General features: G+C 70.5%; 15 protein-coding genes and 2 pseudogenes. 10 read left to right on the top strand and 7 right to left on the bottom strand.

Annotated elements, in window-relative coordinates; all coding sequences use genetic code 11:
* The first annotated feature begins 63 nt into the window (after positions 1-63).
* From ACFV7R_RS35760 to ACFV7R_RS35750, 3 genes and pseudogenes are all read left to right on the top strand, one after another.
* Positions 64-1,441: pseudogene (locus tag ACFV7R_RS35760) on the top strand (Gfo/Idh/MocA family protein).
* 116 nt (positions 1,442-1,557) lie between these two features.
* Positions 1,558-3,435 (top strand): LamG-like jellyroll fold domain-containing protein, encoded by a 1,878-nt coding sequence (locus ACFV7R_RS35755; protein WP_385271253.1) that lies wholly within the window; start codon positions 1,558-1,560, stop codon positions 3,433-3,435.
* Positions 3,432-3,599: a hypothetical protein gene (locus ACFV7R_RS35750; protein WP_385271250.1), complete on the top strand. Its 168-nt coding sequence runs from the start codon at positions 3,432-3,434 to the stop codon at positions 3,597-3,599. The genes ACFV7R_RS35755 and ACFV7R_RS35750 overlap by 4 nt, the downstream gene beginning before the upstream one ends.
* A 265-nt stretch (positions 3,600-3,864) precedes the next feature.
* Here the strand turns inward: ACFV7R_RS35750 and ACFV7R_RS35745 are convergent.
* Positions 3,865-4,041 (bottom strand): annotated as a pseudogene (locus tag ACFV7R_RS35745) (glyoxalase); the annotation flags it as partial.
* Between the two features lie 77 nt (positions 4,042-4,118).
* Entirely contained in the window at positions 4,119-4,757 is a 639-nt protein-coding gene (locus ACFV7R_RS35740; protein ID WP_385271397.1) for a LysE family translocator, read from the bottom strand.
* A gap of 171 nt (positions 4,758-4,928) precedes the next feature.
* Here ACFV7R_RS35740 and ACFV7R_RS35735 point away from each other — a divergent pair, with 171 nt between their 5' ends.
* Complete coding sequence (locus ACFV7R_RS35735) at positions 4,929-5,336, top strand: SseB family protein (RefSeq protein WP_385271247.1); 408 nt, start codon at positions 4,929-4,931, stop codon at positions 5,334-5,336.
* 32 nt (positions 5,337-5,368) lie between these two features.
* On the opposite strand, the gene ACFV7R_RS35730 is transcribed toward ACFV7R_RS35735, so the two are convergent.
* The 5 genes from ACFV7R_RS35730 to ACFV7R_RS35710 form a co-directional block, all read right to left on the bottom strand.
* Entirely contained in the window at positions 5,369-5,758 is a 390-nt protein-coding gene (locus tag ACFV7R_RS35730) for a MarR family winged helix-turn-helix transcriptional regulator (protein WP_385271244.1), read from the bottom strand.
* 61 nt (positions 5,759-5,819) lie between these two features.
* Positions 5,820-6,851 (bottom strand): LacI family DNA-binding transcriptional regulator, encoded by a 1,032-nt coding sequence (locus tag ACFV7R_RS35725; RefSeq protein ID WP_385271241.1) that lies wholly within the window; start codon positions 6,849-6,851, stop codon positions 5,820-5,822.
* On the bottom strand, positions 6,848-7,753 hold the full coding sequence (locus tag ACFV7R_RS35720; protein WP_224740419.1) for a carbohydrate ABC transporter permease: 906 nt from the start codon (positions 7,751-7,753) through the stop codon (positions 6,848-6,850). The genes ACFV7R_RS35725 and ACFV7R_RS35720 overlap by 4 nt, the downstream gene beginning before the upstream one ends.
* On the bottom strand, positions 7,750-8,676 hold the full coding sequence (locus tag ACFV7R_RS35715) for a carbohydrate ABC transporter permease (RefSeq protein WP_385271237.1): 927 nt from the start codon (positions 8,674-8,676) through the stop codon (positions 7,750-7,752). The genes ACFV7R_RS35720 and ACFV7R_RS35715 overlap by 4 nt, the downstream gene beginning before the upstream one ends.
* Positions 8,673-9,989: an ABC transporter substrate-binding protein gene (locus ACFV7R_RS35710; protein ID WP_385271234.1), complete on the bottom strand. Its 1,317-nt coding sequence runs from the start codon at positions 9,987-9,989 to the stop codon at positions 8,673-8,675. Before ACFV7R_RS35710 ends, ACFV7R_RS35715 begins: the two co-directional genes overlap by 4 nt.
* Before the next feature lie 230 nt (positions 9,990-10,219).
* Here ACFV7R_RS35710 and ACFV7R_RS35705 point away from each other — a divergent pair, with 230 nt between their 5' ends.
* The 6 genes from ACFV7R_RS35705 to crcB (ACFV7R_RS35680) all read left to right on the top strand — a co-directional run bounded on the left by ACFV7R_RS35705 (position 10,220) and on the right by crcB (ACFV7R_RS35680) (position 15,998).
* Positions 10,220-12,241, top strand: a complete 2,022-nt coding sequence (locus ACFV7R_RS35705; protein ID WP_385271231.1) for a beta-galactosidase — start codon at positions 10,220-10,222, stop codon at positions 12,239-12,241.
* Positions 12,242-12,351: 110 nt separating this feature from the next.
* On the top strand, positions 12,352-13,914 hold the full coding sequence (locus ACFV7R_RS35700; RefSeq protein ID WP_385271228.1) for an arabinogalactan endo-beta-1,4-galactanase: 1,563 nt from the start codon (positions 12,352-12,354) through the stop codon (positions 13,912-13,914).
* 259 nt (positions 13,915-14,173) lie between these two features.
* Positions 14,174-14,461, top strand: a complete 288-nt coding sequence (locus tag ACFV7R_RS35695; RefSeq protein WP_385271225.1) for an ArsR family transcriptional regulator — start codon at positions 14,174-14,176, stop codon at positions 14,459-14,461.
* Between the two features lie 327 nt (positions 14,462-14,788).
* Positions 14,789-15,250, top strand: coding sequence for a fluoride efflux transporter CrcB (crcB, locus tag ACFV7R_RS35690; protein WP_385271222.1), 462 nt, complete (start codon positions 14,789-14,791; stop codon positions 15,248-15,250).
* Positions 15,247-15,627 carry a DUF190 domain-containing protein gene (locus ACFV7R_RS35685; RefSeq protein WP_385271219.1) on the top strand — a complete coding sequence of 127 codons (381 nt, stop codon included), beginning with the start codon at positions 15,247-15,249 and terminating at the stop codon, positions 15,625-15,627. Before crcB (ACFV7R_RS35690) ends, ACFV7R_RS35685 begins: the two co-directional genes overlap by 4 nt.
* The gene (crcB, locus tag ACFV7R_RS35680) at positions 15,624-15,998 is read left to right on the top strand and encodes a fluoride efflux transporter CrcB (protein ID WP_385271216.1); all 375 of its coding nucleotides are present in this window, start codon (positions 15,624-15,626) and stop codon (positions 15,996-15,998) included. Before ACFV7R_RS35685 ends, crcB (ACFV7R_RS35680) begins: the two co-directional genes overlap by 4 nt.
* Positions 15,999-16,014: the final 16 nt, after the last annotated feature.

Here is a 16,014-nt window from a genome sequence, read left to right as displayed (position 1 = left end):
GAGTCACCTCTCTCCAGGCACTAGAAAGCGCTTGCACCGTTCTGCGACCCTAGAGACGTCCGGATGTCACGACAAGACCCCTGCACCGCCTCATCGGAACGAAAGGCTCCGCATGACCTTCGACACCGCGCCCCGACGTCGTTGTGCCGTGGTGGGGTTGGGCGCCCGCGCCCGGCTCTACACGCAGGCACTGGCCGGTCCCTACGCGGACCGAGTAGATCTTGTGGGCTTCTGCGATGTCAACGCGCACCGCATGGACGTCCACAACGACTGGATCGCGTCCGTGCACCCGGACCGCGTGCCCGTACCCACGTACGGGGCCGAGGACTTCGACGAGATGCTGCGCCGCGAGCGGGTCGGCCTCGTGGTGGTGTGCACCGTGGACCGGACCCACGACGACTACATCGTGCGCGCCCTCGAGGCGGGCTGCGACGTGGTCACCGAGAAACCGATGACGACGGACGCCGAGCGCGCCCGGCGCATCCTCGACGCACGGCGGCGGACCGGACGCTCGGTGCGGGTGGCGTTCAACTACCGCTACAACCCGGTGCACTCGGCCGTACGGGAACTCCTCGCGGGCGGCGAGATCGGCGAGGTCGGCTCGGTGCACTTCGAATGGCTCCTCGACCTGCGGCACGGCGCGGACTACTTCCGCCGCTGGCACCGCGACAAGGCCGACTCCGGCGGACTCCTCGTCCACAAGTCGACCCACCACTTCGACCTGGTCAACTGGTGGCTGGACGCCACGCCGCACACCGTCTTCGCACAGGGCGGCCTCTTCTTCTACGGCGACGAGGCCGGCCGACGCCGGGGCCTGGCCCGCGACTACACCCGCGCACACGGCTCCCCGGCGGCCGACGACGACCCGTACGCCCTGCGTCTGGCCGACGAGCCGATCCTCAAGTCGCTCTACCTGGACGCCGAGTCGGAGGACGGCTACCACCGCGACCAGAACGTCTTCGCCCCCGGCGTGACCATCGAGGACGACATGGCCGTACTGGTGCGCTACGACTCCGGCGCCACGCTGACGTACCACCTGACGGCATACGCGCCCTGGGAGGGCTACCGCATCGCCTTCAACGGCAGCGAGGGACGACTGGAACTCCTCGTCGAGGAGACGACCTGGTCACGCCCCGGCACGCAGACCGCCCTGCACGGCGCCGAGACCGGCGAGGACGCGGGCCGCACCGAACTGCTGCTGCGCCGCTTCTGGGAACGCCCGCGCGAGATCAAGGTCGCCACGGGAGAGGGCGGCCACGGCGGCGGCGACGTCCGCATGCTCGACGACCTCTTCGGCGACGTCGGCGCCGACCCCCTGGGCCGTGCGGCCGACGCGACGGCCGGCGCCCGGTCCCTCGTGACGGGCCTGGCCGCGAACGCGTCCCTCGTGTCGGGGCGGGCGGTGCGGGCCGCGGACGTGCTGAACGTCGGGTTGCGGTGAGAGGGACGCACCGGCGGCGTCCATGCAGCCGGTGTTCAGCTCCACGCCACCGGGTGGCCAGGGCGGGTGAGCAGCGTACGGGCTGACCCGATCCGGCTTTCTCCCGTGGAGCATCGATGAGCGCAGACAGACAGCAAACTCCCCTGCACAGACGCGCGCTGCTGCGCGCCGCGGTCGCCGTCCCGGCAGCCGGCGCGGCGGTCGCGGGGCTGGATGCCACGACGGCCGCGGCCGCCGAGGACCGCGCCGGCGGCGGCCGGTTCGACACCGAGAGCCCGCGCTTCGCACTGGCCGTGCTGCCGGACACGCAGTACCTCTTCGACGCCGACAGCGCCGACCCCACCCCGCTGCGGGAGACCTTCCGCTACCTCGTGGCCGAGCGGTCCGCGTCCAACATCGCCTTCATGACGCACCTCGGCGACGTCACCGAACACGGCACCGAGGACGAGATCGAACTCGCCGCCGACACCTTCCGCACCCTCCACGGCAAGGTGCCCTACAGCGTGCTGGCCGGCAACCACGACATCCGGTCGTCGACGGACGACCAGCGTGGCGACTCCGCCTACCTCGCCGCCTTCGGACCACGCCGCTACGCCGCCATGCCGACCTTCCGGGGTGCCTCGCCCGACGGCTACAACAGCTACCACGTCCTGAGGGCGGGGGGCCGGGAGTGGATCGTCCTCGCCCTGGACTGGCGGGTGTCGGACAAGGGACTGCAGTGGGCTCAGGGCGTCCTCGACGCCCACCCCACGCTGCCCGCGATCCTCACCACACACGACATCGCCTGGTCGGACGACGACGGCAAGGCCCAGCTGTCGGGCCACGGCACCCGCCTGTGGAACGGCCTCATCCGCGGCAACGACCAGATCTTCCTCGCGCTCGGCGGCCACTACTGGCCCCCTGGGCGCACGGTCCTGACCAACGACGCCGACAACGATGTCCACGTCCACATCACCAACTACCAGGACCGCTACTACGGCGGCGCCGGGATGATCCGCACCTACGGCTTCGACCTCGTCCGCGGCGTCATCGACGTCGAGACCTTCTCGCCGTGGTTCCTCGCCCGGGACCCGCAGCGGCGGTCGCCGCTGGCGGCCGAGACCATCGAACTCACCGGCCCCGTCGACCGGTTCAGCCTCGCCATCGACTTCGACGAGCGGTTCAAGGGCTTCGCCCCCGTCGTGCCGCCCGAGCCGCGCCCGGCCTCCGCGGTGATGCCCCGCGGCACGGTCGCCTACTGGCGGTTCGACGCGTCCGGAACCCCCGCGGCCGGCACCCCCGGAGCCCCCGTCGCCGACGGCGTGGTCGTACGTGACCTCACCGGCAACGGCAACGACCTGACGGTGAGCCGACTGCACTCCAGCGGGCCCGAGGCGCTTACCTGGTCCCTGGACCACCACCCCGGACAGCCCGCGCACGCCAGCCTCCGCTTCGACGGCGGCAAGAGCCCCGACCGCGGCGCCGTCCTGCGGACCGCCGCACAGGCGCCGTTGAACAGCGAGAAGTTCACCCGCGGCTACACCATCGAGACCTTCGTCCGGCTGCCGGAGCCGTTCGAGGGCGACCACAGCTGGATGGGCATCCTCAGCTGGGAGGGCCGCAACGGCGACGCGGGCAAGACCACCGGCTGGTCACCGCTGGAACCCACCTGCAGTCTCAACCTGTCGCCGGAGAGGTTCCTGCAGTTCGTCGTCTACCCGCACCTGCAGGACGCCGACCCGACATCGTGGTCCCACGCCGTCCCCGTCGGCCGCTGGATGCACATCGCCGTCGTCAACGACGGCCGCCGCACGGTGATGTACGTGGACGGCTCGAAGATCGCACGCAACCCCACGCAGCCGTCGACCGGCATCGCCACCCTCGGCAAGCCCTTCGTCCTCGGCGCCACCCAGTTCGACGCGCGCTTCGGGCAGGGCTTCTACGGCTGGATCGGCGACACACGGATCGTCGACCGGGCGCTGCCCGTGCGGGAGTTCCTCGCCCTCACCGAGTGACCGACGAGCGCGCAGGACAGCACGACCGGGACGGCCCGGGTGGCCGAGGCGACGACCCCGCGTCCGCCGTCGCCGCGCTCAGGGCGGGCGGTCCGTCCGCCGGCATGGACCGGACCAGCGACACCTCCGGCTCCGACTCGGTCAGCCGCACCCGCAGCCGCTGACCGAGCGCCGGCCCCCTGGCGATTCGCCTGTTCACCGGCCCCGTGCGACCAGTGCGCCGGTACCCGCAAGAAGGCCGACTCCTCGCCGGCCGGATTCGCCGAGCTCGTCGCCCGGGCCGGCACCCCCTTCACCTGGCCACGCCGGAGAGCGAGCTGGACGCGGAGCGGTTCATGGCACTGACCGAGGAACCCGGCGATGTCGTCCTCGGCCCGGCCGGCATGACCCCGCCGACCTGCCTCGGCCGGCAGCCGCGGAGCAGCAGCCTCAGCGGCCGGGAAGGCGTTCGGTGATCTCCTGCAGGATCCAGCCGTTGCCGTCGGGGTCGCTGAAGGAGGCGAAGGAGGCGTAGCTGCGGCGTTCGGGGTCGGGCCCGGGGACCCGGTTGTCGGTACCGGCGCGGTGGAACACGCCTGCGGCGTCGTGGAAGACACCGGACGCCTCCGCCTCCGCCTCCGCCGAGCCGCAGGTCGGAACCCCGAGGGCGGTCAGTCGCGGGCGACTGCCACCGCCCCGGCGGTTCAGTCCTTGCGGCCCGTCACGGCGACCGTGAAGCCGAGGCCGATCATGGTGAGGCCGCCGACGCCGCCGACCAGGGAGAGCCGCCGCGGGGAGCGGGCGAACCAGTCCCGGGCGGTGGCCGCGGTCAGCCCCCACAGACTGTCGAAGACCACCGCGATGATGTTGAAGACCAGACCGAGCAGCAGCATCTGCACCACGACGTGCCCCTGAGCGCGGTCCACGAACTGGGGCAGCACGGCGGCGAAGAACACGATGGTCTTGGGGTTGGCCACCCCGACCGCGAACCCCTCCCACAGTGTGCGCAGACCACCCCGGTGACCCTCCTCGGCGGTGAACGCGGCCTGCAGGGCGCCACGCTGCCGCCACGCCCTGACCCCGAGGTGGACCAGATACGCGGCGCCTGCCAGCTTCAGCACGGTGAACACCAGGACGGAACGCTCGACCACCGCCCCCACCCCCAGCGCCACGGCGACGACCAGCACATACGCGCCCAGCGTGTTCCCCACGACGGTGGTCAGCGCGGCGCGCCGGCCCTGCGCGAGCGCCCGGCCGATCACGAACAGCACACTCGGCCCGGGGATCATGATCAGCACGAAGGACATGGCCGCGAAGGCCAGCAGGCGGTCGGTGGGCAGCATGGCGCTCATACAACCAGCGGGCGGGCCCGGCCTCACCTCCTTTTCCGGCGCCGGAGCACCGCCCGGCGGGCGGAGGGTTGGGTTCCGTCGGGTCGGGTACGCGTGGGATGCCGCGCCGGGGCGACTTCGTGCCGGGCGGGCCGTACGACCACCGCTACCAGGGGATCTGTCATGGAGACACCCGCGAACGACAACAACGCCACCCCGGCCCAGCGGGCACTCGACGTGCTCGCCGAGAACACCGAGGACACGGCGGCGCTGGACACGCTCGCGAGCAGTGAGGTGCTCGTCCCCGTGCCCGACGACGCCCTCGAGGAGGAGGCCGCCGATCCCACCGCCGTGGCGCTGCCCGTGCTGGAGGAACCGGACGGGCGCCCGGTGGTGCCTGTCTTCACCTCGGAGCTGGAGATGGCCGAGCTGCTGCCGTTCGTCTCCCGCTACCGCCTCGTACCGCTCGGCGCGCTCGCCTCGCAGTGGCCCTCCGACGATCTGTCCCTCACCATCGACGGCAGTTCGGCGCACGGCCTGACGCTCACCTCGGACGGGGTACGCACCCTGCTGGCCCGGCCACAGAGGTGACCACGGGCGTTCACCCCGGGTGAACGCCCATGTCAGCCCTGCAGTGTGCGGGCCAGGGCCGCCCGTTGCAGGGGCAGGACCTCGGCGTGCAGCTCGCGGCCCTTGCGGGTCAGGGCCACCCAGACGCCGCGCCGGTCCTCGGCGCAGACGGAGCGCTCGACCAGGCCGTCCTTCTCCAGCCGGCCGATGAGGCGGGACAGGGCGCTCTGGCTCAGATGCACCCGCCCCACGAGGTTCTGCACCCGGCACTGGTCGCCCTCCTCCGGCGACTCGGTGGCGAGAATGTCCAGCACTTCGAAGTCGCTCGCCCCCAGGCCGTGCGGATGCAGCACGCGGTCGATCTCGCACATCGTCCGCGCATGCGCCGACAGGATGTCCCGCCACCGTTGCTCCAGGCCGGACTGGGCCGTGTTCGCTGCCATATCCGCACGGTAACACCGAATCGGCCGTTCGTTGAGTGTGCAACTAGTGTGCGTGCAACGGCTACGTGGACTCCCGCTTCACCAGCTCCGTGGGCAGGATCACGGCAGCCGGATCCTCGCCCCCGATCTGCGCGAGCAGGACCCGCACCATCTCGGCGCTGATCCGGTCCCATGGCTGTCGAATGGTCGTCAGCTCCGGGCTCGCCGCGACGGCGGCGGGAGAGTCGTCGAAGCCGCCGACCGCCACGTCCTGCGGCACCCGGCGCCCCGCCCGCTGGAGTGCCGTCAGCACGCCCTGTGCCATCAGGTCGGAGGCGACGAACACCGCGTCCATGTCCGGGGCCTGCGCGAGCAGCCGCTCGGCGCCCGCCTCACCGCTGGCCCGGCTGTAGTCGCCGGACACGATGAGCCGCTCGTCGATCTCGACGCCGGCCTCGCCGAGCACCTCCTTGTACCCGGCGAGCCGCTCGACACCGCCCGGGGTGTCCAGCGGGCCGGTGACCACGCCGATCCGCCGCCGGCCGAGGGACAGCAGATGCCGGACCATGTCCCGCGCGCCGTCCCGGTCGTCGGCGGCGACGTAACTCACCTTCGAGCCCAGCCCGATCGGCTTGCCGCAGGCGACCAGCGGCACCCCCGCCTCGCGCAGCTCCTGGGCCACCGGATCCCCGGAGTGGCTGGAGACGAGGAGCACCCCGTCGACGTGGCCCGCGGTGATGTACCGCGTGATGCGCCGCCGTTCGTCCTGAGTGCCGGCCAGCATCAGCAGCAGCGGGATGTCGTGCTGGGCGAGGGCCTGGGTGCAGCCGCGCAACAGGACATTGAAGTTCGGGTCCTCGAAGAACCGCTCCTGCGGCTCCGTCAGCAGGAAGCCGATCGAGTCCGAACGCCCGGTGATCAGCGAGCGGGCGTGCCGGTTCACGACGTACCCCGTCCTGCGGATGGCGGCGTTGACCGCCTCCTGCGCCGCCGGGCTGACGTAGTGGCCGCCGTTGAGCACGCGCGAGACCGTGCCGCGCGAGACACCCGCCTCGCGCGCCACGTCGTGAATCGTCGGTGGTCTGCGTCGGCCCCCCGTGTTGCTCATGGTCATGACTTTACGGCCCCGGAGAGCAGATCCAGGCTCCAGAAGCGCTGGATGACCAGGAACAGCGCGACCAGCGGGAACACCGCGAGGAACGCCCCCGTGATCACCAGTGTGTACAGCGCCGGGGTGTTGGCGCCCTGCTCCAGGAGCGTGTGCAGGCCCAGGGTGATCGGGAACTTCTCGTCGTCGCTGAGCATGATGTACGGCAGCAGGAAGTTGTTCCAGATGGCCACGAACTGGAACAGGAACACCGTGACCAGCCCCGGGATCATCATCGGCAGCGCGATCCGGGTGAAGATCCGCCACTCGCTCGCCCCGTCCATCCGCCCGGCCTCCACCACGTCGGAGGGGACCGCGGCGGCGGCGTAGATCCGCGCGAGGTAGACGCCGTAGGGGGAGAGGATCTGCGGCAGCAGCACGGACAGGTACGAGTCCGTGAGGTCCACCTTCGCCAGCAGCAGGTACTGCGGGATGGCGAGGATCACCGGAGGCATCAGCACGCCTGCGAGCAGCACGTTGAAGATCGCCTCGCGGCCCCGGAAGCGGTAGATCGCCAGTGCGTAGCCGCTGAACGACGACACCACCGTCGACAGCAGGGCGCCGAGACCGGCGTAGAGGGCCGAGTTGCCCATCCACTGCCAGTACACCCCGTCGCGATAGGCGCTGAGGTCCGACAGGTTCTCGGCGAAGCCGGTACCCGGCAGGAAGGTGAACGTGGAGAACAGCTCGCTGCCGGACTTGGTGGACGCGATCACCACCCAGGCGACCGGCAGCAGACAGTAGATCGCGCCGATGAGCAGCGTGATCGTCGGGACCAGCGCGATCCGGCGGCGCAGCGGCGGACCCTGGGCGGTGCCCGGGGTCGTGCCGGCCGCCGGGGCGGCCTTGCGGACGGCAAGAGAACTCATCGGGTTGCCTCCTGCTTGTTCCGACGGTTCGCGGCCCGCAGGAAGCCGAAGGACAACAGCAGCGTGACGAGCGCGATGATCGTGGCCTGCGCCGCCGCGGCGTGGATGTCGCCCTTGCCGAAGGCGTCCTGGTACACCTTCATCAGCGGACTCCAGGTCGTGGACACGGAGTTGGTGAGCGGCTTGAGGGTGGTCGGCTCGCTGAACACCTGGAGCGTCGCGATGATCGAGAAGAAGAAGGTCAGCACCAGCGAGGGCGCCACCATCGGAATCTTGATCTTCAGTGCGATCTGCAGCGGCGTGGCGCCGTCCAGCTTCGCCGCCTCGTACACCTCGCCCGGAATGGACTGCAGCGAGGTGTAGATGACGATCATGTTGAAGCCGGTGCCGCCCCACACCGCGATGTTCGACAGGGCGAGGAACAGCGGACCGCCGTCCAGCAGATCCGGCTGCGGCAGGCCCAGCTTGTCGAGCACGAAGTAGAAAGGACTGACGTCCGGCAGGTACAGGAAGCCCCACAGCAGCGCCGCCACGACGCCGGGGATGGCGTACGGCAGGAAGATCGCGAGGCGGGTGAAGGGTGCGAGCCTGACCTTCTCGGAGTCGAGCATCAGGGCGAACAGCAGGGCGAGGCCGAGCATCACCGGGACGACGATGCAGCCGTAGCCGAGGACGCGCAGCGCACCGTCCAGCAGCTCGCTGTCGGTGAGGGCGTCGGTGTAGTTCTCCAGCCCGGCCCAGACCTCCTTACGGGCACCGGCGCCCAGGCCGAGGCCCGAGACCTGCACCTTGCGGAAGCTGAGCCAGATCGCGTACCCGATGGGCAGCGCGAAGAACAGGACGAAGAGGATCGATGCGGGGATCAGAAAGCCGTACGGGGCCCCCTTGACCCCGTACGACTTCCGGCGGGCCGTGCTGGTCACTCGGCGACCTCGAAGCCCTGCTTCTTCATGTCGGCGACCGTGTCGTCCTGCATCGTCTTCAGGGCGGCGGTGAAGTCCGACTTGCTCTTGGCGGCGGCGCCGAAGGCGTCCTTGAAGGACGTGTAGGCGACGTTGACGTTCGGGCCCCACGCGGACGGCGCGGTGGTGTTCGCGATCTGCGCGGCCTGGGTGTAGAAGTCCGCCTGGTTCGAGAAGTAGTCCGGCGGCGTGGTGAAGGCGCCGCTGAGCTGCGCGGAGGTGGAGGCCGGGTAGATGCCGCTCTCCTTGGCCAGTGCGTTCAGGGCCTCGCCGTCGGTGTTCAGCCAGGCGGCGAACTTCGCGGCGGCCTCCTTGTTCCCGGAGTCCGTGGTGACCGCGGTGGAGGAGCCGCCCCAGCTGCCGGTGACGTTCTCGCTGCCGGACCACTGGGGGAGCGGGGCCATGGCCCACTTGCCCTTGGTGTCGGGCGCGGCGGTGCTCAGCGTGCCCGGCGCCCACACGGCGCTGACCCAGGCGATCTGCTTGCCGGTGTTGAGCGCCTTGTTCCAGGCAGGCGTGTACATCGGCTGGTTGTCGACGGCGCCCTCCGCGACGAGGTCGCCCCAGAACTTGGCGACCTTCTGTGTCGCCGCGTCGTCGATGCCGACCTTCCACTTCTCGCCCTCGGTGGTCCACCACTTGGCGCCGGCCTGCTGCGCGAGGCCCGCGAAGAGGCCGGAGTCGTTGGCGGAGAAGGTGGTGAGGTCGGTGTCCGGGGACGCCTTCTTCAGCTTGCGCGCGGTCTCGGCGAACTCGTCCCAGGTCGTCGGGACCGTCAGGTCGTACTTCTTGAAGAGGTCCTCGCGGTAGTAGAACATCATCGGCCCGATGTCCTGCGGCACCGCGTAGACCGCGTCCGTGCCCAGCGTCGTCTGCTGCCAGACGCCCTCGGCGAACTTGCCCTTCGCGTCCCCGACCTCGCCCGATATGTCGGCGAGCGCGTCATTGCTGACCAGCGTCGGCAGCGCCTGGTACTCGGCCTGCACCAGGTCGGGCGCCTTGCCGGCCTTGTGCGCGGTGAGGATCTTGGTGACCAGCGTGTCGCCGGACGCCTGCTTCTTCACCGTGACGGTGATCTGTTCCTTCTTGCCCGGCCCCTTGTTCCACAGGTCGACGACCTTGTCCATGCCGGGCGTCCAGGTCCAGTACGTCAGCGAGACCGGGCCCGACTGGGCGTCGCCGTCGTCCTCGGAACCGCAGGCGGCGAGTGCGGTGGCGCCGAGCGTGACGGCGACGGTGGTTGCCACGAGGCGACGGCGCTTCGTGTTCGGCATGGAACTCTCCCCTGACCAGGGTCCCCGCCCGCTGCGGAGACCTGCCATGCAGATGCCTGCTGACCTGGGTCCTCGCCCGTCGCGAGGCCCTGTCATGCTTCTGTGAGCGTTCACAGTAGAGAAACATCCCAGACGCTTGTCAATGGTTGTTGCTGTGCGGTTATGTTGGGCTCGCACCGCCCCAGCTGTGTGTGCACGTTCCCAAATGATCGATTAAACGGGAGAGATCCATGCCGGAGACCACCCCCAGGGGCCTCACCAGGCTCGCCTTCGGTGGGGACTACAACCCCGAGCAGTGGCCGGAAACCGTCTGGCAGGAGGACGTCCGGCTGATGCGGGAGGCCGGCGTCTCCATGGTGAGTGTCGGGATCTTCTCCTGGGCGCTGTTGGAGCCCGAACCCGGCGTGTACGACTTCGGCTGGCTCGACCGCCTGCTCGACCTGCTGCACGAGAACGGCATCCGCGTCGACCTCGGCACGCCCACCGTGGTGCCGCCGGTGTGGTTCTACCGGGCCCACCCCGAGGCGCTGCCGGTGACCGCCGACGGCACCCGCTACGAGTTCGGCTCGCGCGGCGCCATCTGTCACAGCAACGCCGACTACCGCGCGGCCGCCGCGAACATCACCACCCGGCTCGCCGAGCGCTACGGCAGCCACCCCGCCCTCGCGATGTGGCACGTGCACAACGAGTACGGCGTCCCCGTCTCCGCCTGCTACTGCGACTCCTGTGCCGCGCACTTCCGCCGCTGGCTGGGGGCCACGTACGAGACGGTCGGCGCGGTCAACGAAGCTTGGGGCACGGCCTTCTGGGGCCAGCGGTACACCGACTTCGAGCAGATCAACCCGCCGCGCCTCACCCCCACCGTCGGCAACCCCGGGCAGGCACTGGACTACAAGCGGTTCGCCGACGCCACCATCCGCGAGAACTTCTGCATGGAGCGGGACATCCTGCATCGCCTCTCACCGGGCGTGCCGGTCACGACCAACTTCATGACCGCGCTCAGCCAGTGCGACTCCATCGACTACTGGGCCTGGGGCCGCGAGGTCGACCTCGTCACCAACGACCACTATCTGATCACCGACGGCCGCCGCACCCACGTCAACCTCGCGATGGCCGCCGACCTCACCCGCTCCGTCGCCGGCGGTGCCCCCTGGCTGCTCCTCGAGCACTCCACCTCGGGCGTCAACTGGCAGGCCCGCAACCCCGCCAAGGCGCCCGGCCAGATGGCCCGCAACTCCCTCGCGCACGTGGCGCGCGGCTCCGAGGGCGCCATGTTCTTCCAGTGGCGGCAGTCCCGGCGCGGCGCGGAGAAGTTCCACTCGGCGATGCTGCCGCACGGCGGCACCGACACGCGCGTGTGGCGCGAGGTCGTCGAACTCGGTGCGTCCCTCGACACGTTGGGCCCGATCCGCGGCACCCGCACCCAGGCCGACGTGGCCGTCCTGTGGGACTGGCACTCCTGGTGGGCGCAGAACCTCGACTGGCGCCCCACCGAGGACCACGACGCCCGCGAACGCGCCGACACCTTCTACGAGGTGCTCTACGACCGCCACCTCACCGTCGACTTCGCCCATCCGGAAGCCGACTTGTCGGCGTATCCCCTTGTCGTCGTGCCCGCGCTCTATCTGATGACGGAGGCGGCCGGGCTCAACCTCAAGGAGTACGTCGAGAACGGCGGCACCCTCGTCGTGTCGTACTTCTCCGGCATCGTCGACGAGCACGACGCCGTCCACGAGGGCGCCTATCCGGGCCCGCTGCGGGAGGTCCTCGGCCTGACGGTGGAGGAGTTCTCGCCGCTCCTGAAGGGCGAGAAGGTCCGGATCACCGGCCCGGACGGCGCCGAGCTCGGCGCCGACGTGTGGACGGAGTTCGTGGTGCCGCGCGGCGCCGAGACGGTGTGGACCTACGCCGACGGCCTCACCGCCGGCCGCCCCGCCGTCACCCGGCACCGCCTCGGCGAGGGCACCGCCTGGTACGTCTCCACCCGCCTCGGCACCGACGGCCTCGACGCGGTGCTGGGCCGGGCCGCCGAGGACGCGCGCATCGCCCCGCGCACCGACCTGCCCCACGATGTCGAAGTCGTGCGCCGCACCGGCGAGTCGGGCACCTTCCTGTTCGCCGTCAACCACACCGCCGCCGACACCAAGGTGCCGCTGGACACGTCCGGAACCGAGCTGCTGACCGGCGAACGTGCCGCCGGCCGCCTGGCGGTTCCGGCGGGAGCCGTACGGGTCGTACGACTCGACGGCTGAGCCGACTCCCCTCCGCCCGTGTGTGCCACGAGAGCCGCGGGCGGAGGGGCCCCTCATCCCCACGAGAGGGGCACCCCCCCATCCCCATCACGTCGAAGGGACGACGGACGATGAAGTTCCATCCCAGACGCACCCTCAGAGCCCTGCTGTTGCCGCTCGCGGCCGGGCTCGCCCTCACCGCCCTGCCCGCCCCGACCGCGGCTGCGGCGAGCACGCTCACCAACGGCGGGTTCGAGGCCGACGGCACCGGCGCGGCCACGCCGAGCGGCTGGTCCGAGTACGGCTCGACCGGCGCCTCGTACGTCGAAGCCGGTGGCCGCAGCGGCAGTTACCGGCTGAGCCACTGGGCGTCCACCGCCTACAAGGTGGAGACGTACCAGTATCTCTCCGGGCTCGCCAACGGCAACTACAAGCTGACCGCCTGGGTCCGCTCCGGCGGCGGGCAGAAATCCGCGTACATAGCCCTGAAGAACTGCGGCAGCGCGGAGCAGCGTACGGATCTGCCGGTGTCCGCCAGTGGGTGGATCCGGATCGTCGTGCCGGTCAATGTGACGAACAACCAGTGCACCATCAGCATCAACAGTGACGCGAACGCGGGTAACTGGATCAATGTTGACGACCTGACCTTCACGTCGGGCACGTCCGGTACGTCGATCAAGGGTGCCGACGTCTCGTCCCTCGCCAAGAGTGAGGCCAAGGGCGGGGTCTACAAGAACAGCTCCGGCACCACCGGCGACGCCCTCGCCATCCTCAAGTCGTCCGGCATGAACTACGCGCGCCTGAAGGTCTGGGTCAACCCGGCCGACGGCTACAACAACAAGACGCGCGTGCTCGCGATGGCCAAGCGCGTCAAGGCGCAGGGCATGAAGCTGCTGGTGGACTTCCACTACTCGGACACCTGGGCCGACCCGGGCGCCCAGAGCAAGCCGGCGGCATGGGCGGGCCACTCGTACAGTCAGCTCAAGACGGACGTGTACAACCACACGTACGACGTGTTGAACGCATTGAAGGCACAGGGCACCACCGCCGACATGGTCCAGGTCGGCAATGAGATCAACGGTGGCATGCTGTGGAACGAGGGATCCACCGACAACTGGACGCAGCTCGCCGGGCTGCTCAACAGTGGATACGACGCCGTCAAGGCGGTCAACTCGTCCACCACCGTCGCGCTTCATCTCGCCAAGGGCGGTGACCTGTCCGGCACCCGCTGGTGGTTCGACAGCGCGGTGGCCGATGGCGTGAAGTTCGACGCCATCGGTCTGTCGTACTACGGCTACTGGCACGGCACGCTCCACGACTTCCAGACCACGCTGGACGACGCGGCGTCCCGCTACGGCAAGCCGGTCTTCGTCGCCGAGACGGCCTACCCCTTCCGTCTGGACAGCGAGGACGCGCACGAGAACATCATCGACCTCTCCGGCGAGCTCGTGTCCGGTTACGCGGCCTCGACGGCCGGGCAGACGCAGTGGATGAAGGACATCGCCAGCATCGTGGAAGCCGTCCCGAACGGCCGCGGCCTCGGCGTCTTCTACTGGGAGGCGACCTGGACCGCCGTCAACGGCAACGGCTGGGACCCGACCGACGCCTCCTCCGGCAACGGCTGGGAGAACCAGGCCCTGTTCGGCTACGACGACAGGGCGCTGCCGGCGATGGCGTGGTTCAGCCACCGCTGAGGGGATTCGGCGGGGATTCGCCAGGGGGTCGGCTGGGCTGAGGTGAGGCCCCCGTCGCGTTGCTCCCAGGCGGATCACAGGACCCGAGGACCCGGCCGTGCGAGGGCGTACCTCCACGGCCGGGTCCTCGCTGTTCCGCGACATTGAGTCGAAGGTCCGTTCGATCCCGGTCAAGTCCGGCGGTGTGCCGAGCACGGTGGCTTGCCCGGCGCCACAGTGGGCAAGCCGCACATAGAGGGCCCGGACCAAGGGGGACGTGATGCTGAGGACTCCCGCCAACGACACCCGCCTGCGCATCCTGGAGTGGCTGAAGGATCCGGTCGCTCACTTCCCCCGCCGACGGCACACCGACCTCGTGGCGGACGGGGTCTCCGCCGACGCCGTCGCCGCGAAGCTTGGCGTCCGCCGCGCGGTGGCCCACACCCACCTCACCCTCCTCACGGACCTCGGCATGCTGCGCGCCAAGCGTGTCCGGCGCCGCACCTACTACCGCCGCGACGAGGTCCGGATCGCCGAGGTGGCCCGGATGTTCGAGAAGGGCTGGTAGGGAGGCGGCCGCGGCGGGTACCCACCCGAGGGGCACGCCCCCGTCCGCCCTCCGGCCGCGGCTTCCGCATGATCACCAGGGTCTGTGCAGGGGGCGACCTGCTGATCCTGGGCAGTGTCCGGGAGCGCGGCGTCGCGGTGTGCGAGGCACCGGCCTCGAAGTGACGGGTGCGCGGCCCCGGAGCTAGTCTGGCGTGAGCCGCGTTCCCGCGCGGCGCGGCGGTGGGGCCCGCCGTACCCGAACCGCGGCGTCGGTGCCGCCAACGGTCCCTACTTGCGACGACAGGCGCCCGCAGTCAGGGCCCCGGCGAGTAGGAGACGTACCGTCATGACAGCCCCGGAGACCGAGAGCCTCCCCCTGGACACGCGTCCCCCACGGCGGCGCGCCTGGCGCGCCCAGGTGCCCGTCGTCGCGGTGGTCGCCGTCGGCGGGGCGATCGGCGCGACGGCCCGGTATGCGGCCTCGGTGTGGTGGCCCGCGCAGCCGGGCGGGTTCCCCTGGCCGACCTTCTGGGTCAATGTCATCGGCTGCGCCGTGATCGGCGTGTTCATGGTGATCATCACCGACGTCCGGGTCGCCCACCGTCTGGTCCGCCCCTTCGTCGGCACCGGAGTGCTCGGCGGCTTCACGACCTTCTCGACGTACGCCGTCGACATTCAGCAGCTGGTCGACGCCGGCCACCCGCGCACCGCCCTGGCGTATCTGGCCGCGACCGTGGCGGCGGCGCTCGCCGCGGTGTGGCTCGGCGCGACCGCGATCCGCCGTTTCCTGACATGGAGGCAGCGATGACCCGGCTGACCGGCAACGCCACGCGCGTGACCGTCTTCGTCGGTGAGAACGACACCTGGCACCACAGACCCCTCTGCTCCGAGATCGTGCACCGGGCCCGCGCGGCGGGGCTGGCGGGCGCCAGCATCTTCAAGGGCATCGAGGGCTTCGGTGCCTCGTCCGTGATCCACACCTCCCGGCTGCTGTCCCTGAGCGAGAACCTGCCGGTGGCTGTCGTGATCGTCGACACCGAGGAGCGTGTCCGGGCCTTCCTGCCGCAGCTCGACGAACTGGTCACCGAGGGACTCGTGATCCTCGAGGGCTGCGAGGTCATCAGGTACGTCGGCCGGGAGGGCGGCCGGGGCGCATCGGGCACGCAGGGGGAGAAGCCGTCGTGAACTGGCTGCTGGTCGTCGCGGGCGCCATGATCGGCGCCCCGCTCCGCTACCTCGCCGACCGGGCGGTGCAGTCCCGGCACGACTCCGTCTTCCCGTGGGGCACCTTCGCGGTCAACGTCGTCGGCTGTGCGGTCCTCGGCCTGCTGGCGGGCGCGGCAGCGGCGGGCGCCGCGGACTCCCACCTTCAGCTGCTGCTCGGCACCGGCCTGTGCGGCGCCCTGACCACGTACTCGACCTTCTCGTACGAGACACTGCGGCTGGCCGAGACGGGGGCCGGGCTCTATGCCGCCGTCAACGTCGTGGCCAGCGTGAGCGCGGGCCTCGGCGCGGCGTTCGCGGGGGTGTCGATCGCCGAGGTCGTGTGGTCGTGACGGGCGCGGGTGCGAA

Origin of the sequence: Streptomyces sp. NPDC059866 (assembly GCF_042731325.1) — a bacterium.
Classification (GTDB): domain Bacteria; phylum Actinomycetota; class Actinomycetes; order Streptomycetales; family Streptomycetaceae; genus Streptomyces; species Streptomyces flavusporus.
Note: the sequence above shows the minus strand (reverse complement) of the source record. Positions and strands in the feature narration are given on the sequence as shown.

Bases quoted from the DNA above. Each gene is read 5' to 3' on its own strand.
- ACFV7R_RS35740 (WP_385271397.1), bottom strand. From the start codon at position 4,757: ATGCTGCCCACCGACCGCCTGCTGGCCTTCGCGGCCATGTCCTTCGTG.
- ACFV7R_RS35695 (WP_385271225.1), top strand. From the start codon at position 14,174: ATGCTGAGGACTCCCGCCAACGACACCCGCCTGCGCATCCTGGAGTGG.
- ACFV7R_RS35735 (WP_385271247.1), top strand. From the start codon at position 4,929: ATGGAGACACCCGCGAACGACAACAACGCCACCCCGGCCCAGCGGGCA.
- ACFV7R_RS35700 (WP_385271228.1), top strand. From the start codon at position 12,352: ATGAAGTTCCATCCCAGACGCACCCTCAGAGCCCTGCTGTTGCCGCTC.
- ACFV7R_RS35755 (WP_385271253.1), top strand. From the start codon at position 1,558: ATGAGCGCAGACAGACAGCAAACTCCCCTGCACAGACGCGCGCTGCTG.
- ACFV7R_RS35685 (WP_385271219.1), top strand. From the start codon at position 15,247: ATGACCCGGCTGACCGGCAACGCCACGCGCGTGACCGTCTTCGTCGGT.
- ACFV7R_RS35730 (WP_385271244.1), bottom strand. From the start codon at position 5,758: ATGGCAGCGAACACGGCCCAGTCCGGCCTGGAGCAACGGTGGCGGGAC.
- ACFV7R_RS35725 (WP_385271241.1), bottom strand. From the start codon at position 6,851: ATGACCATGAGCAACACGGGGGGCCGACGCAGACCACCGACGATTCAC.
- ACFV7R_RS35710 (WP_385271234.1), bottom strand. From the start codon at position 9,989: ATGCCGAACACGAAGCGCCGTCGCCTCGTGGCAACCACCGTCGCCGTC.
- crcB (WP_385271222.1), top strand. From the start codon at position 14,789: ATGACAGCCCCGGAGACCGAGAGCCTCCCCCTGGACACGCGTCCCCCA.
- ACFV7R_RS35720 (WP_224740419.1), bottom strand. From the start codon at position 7,753: ATGAGTTCTCTTGCCGTCCGCAAGGCCGCCCCGGCGGCCGGCACGACC.
- ACFV7R_RS35705 (WP_385271231.1), top strand. From the start codon at position 10,220: ATGCCGGAGACCACCCCCAGGGGCCTCACCAGGCTCGCCTTCGGTGGG.